The following is a 1969-nucleotide window of genomic DNA, read 5'->3' on the forward strand; positions in this document are numbered from 1 at the left end:
GAGGCGGACGGCATGGCGGGCGTCGGCCGCGTCGGGGGTTGGCTGGTGGGGTCGGCGGCAGTGTGGTGTGTGCTGCCTGTGCCCTGCTTCCGGTGGGGAAGCCCCATGTCCATGTGCTGCCTCAGCTCCCTAACGCCCCGACGCCCTGACGCCCCGACACGCCGGTCCTGCCGGACCGGCACCCTCCTGCACCCAATCTAGCGGCCGACCACGTCAGTTGGCCCATGGCCGGGTCCCGCACCCCGGGATGCGACGGAGCCGAGGCGGCGCGGGCCCGGAAAAGCCGAGGGCCCAGGTCGACGTGCGCGCAAAAGCCAAGGGTCCCGGGTCGATGTGCACGGAAAAGCCGAGGCCCCGGGTCGATGGGCGCGGAAAGGCCGAGGCCCGGGCCAACGAGCTGCGCAGCCGCCTATGTCCGTGGTGGCCAACACGCGGACCGTACTTCTCCGGAGCGGCGCATGTGTCGGCCGCGCGCGGGCCCCTAGCCTGCGAAGAGCCAGACCCCCGTTCCTCCCGAGGAGAGCGCTATGACCGGAAAGACGGAACTGTCCGGAGGGCCTGCCCTCCCCCAGGAGCGGCGTGTCGTCACCGCCGTCCCCGGGCCCAAGTCGCAGGAGCTGATGGCCCGCAAGCAGGCATCGGTCGCCAACGGCATCGGGACGGTGCTGCCGGTCTTCGCACGGCGGGCCGGCGGCGGCGTCCTGGAGGACGTGGACGGCAACTCCTTCATCGACTTCGGCTCCGGCATCGCCGTGACCTCCGTCGGCAACAGCGCGGAGGCCGTGGTACGCCGCGCGACCGAGCAGCTCAACGACTTCACCCACACCTGTGCGATGGTCGTTCCCTACGAGCCGTATGTACGGGTCTGTGAGGAGCTGGCCAAGGTCACGCCGGGCGATCACGACAAGAAGAGCGCGCTGTTCAACTCGGGCGCCGAGGCGGTCGAGAACGCCGTCAAGATCGCCCGCGCGCACACCGGCCGCCAGGCCGTCGTGGTCTTCGACCACGGCTACCACGGCCGCACCAACCTGACGATGGCGCTCACCTCCAAGAACATGCCGTACAAGCACAGCTTCGGCCCGTTCGCCCCCGAGGTGTACCGCGTCCCGGTCGCCTACCCCTACCGCTGGCTGACCGGCCCGGAGAACTGCGCCGAGGAGGCCGCGGCCCAGGCGATCGACCAGATCACCAAGCAGATCGGCCCGGACAACGTCGCGGCCATCATCATCGAACCGGTGCTGGGCGAGGGCGGGTTCATCGTTCCGGCGAAGGGCTTCCTGCCGCGCATCCAGCAGTTCGCGCGGGACAACGGGATCGTCTTCGTCGCGGACGAGATCCAGTCCGGCTTCTGCCGTACGGGCCAGTGGTTCGCCTGTGAGGACGAGGGGCTCGTCCCGGACCTGATCACCACCGCGAAGGGCATCGCGGGCGGCCTGCCGCTCGCCGCCGTCACCGGCCGGGCCGACATCATGGACTCCGCGCACAGCGGCGGCCTGGGCGGCACTTACGGCGGCAACCCGGTGGCCTGCGCCGCGGCGCTCGGCTCCATCGAGACCATGCGCGAGCTTGACCTGCCCGCCAAGGCCCGGCGCATCGAGGAGATCATGAAGCCGCGGCTGGAGAAGCTGGCGGAGAAGTCCGACATCATCGGCGATGTCCGCGGCCGGGGCGCCATGCTCGCCATCGAGCTGGTGAAGCCGGGCGGGAAGGAGCCCAACCCGGAGGCCACCGCCGCGCTCGCCAAGGCGTGCCACCAGCAGGGCCTGCTGGTCCTGACGACGGGCACCTACGGCAACGTCGTGCGCTTCCTGCCGCCGCTGGTCATCGGCGAGGACCTGCTCAACGAGGGCCTCGACGTCCTGGAAGAGGCCGTCACCGGTCTGTGACCCTCCAGCGGCGCGACGGGGACCATAACCCCTGTCGCACCTGTCGCAACCTGTGCGAGGTCTGAGCGAAGTGCGGGCGCCCC

General features: G+C 70.6%; 1 protein-coding gene. It reads left to right on the plus strand.

Translation table 11 applies throughout. The features are described 5' to 3' along the window. The first annotated feature begins 527 nt into the window (after positions 1-527). A complete protein-coding gene (gene gabT / locus ITI46_RS34300; protein WP_209243953.1) occupies positions 528-1886 on the plus strand; it encodes a 4-aminobutyrate--2-oxoglutarate transaminase in 1359 nt (452 codons plus the stop codon). The last annotated feature ends 83 nt before the right edge of the window (positions 1887-1969 follow it).

The organism is Streptomyces oryzae (genome assembly GCF_017676365.1).
Taxonomy (GTDB): Bacteria; Actinomycetota; Actinomycetes; order Streptomycetales; family Streptomycetaceae; genus Streptomyces; species Streptomyces oryzae.

Excerpts from the sequence above, each read along its gene's own strand:
- gabT (WP_209243953.1), top strand. The coding sequence starts at position 528 with ATGACCGGAAAGACGGAACTGTCCGGAGGGCCTGCCCTCCCCCAGGAG.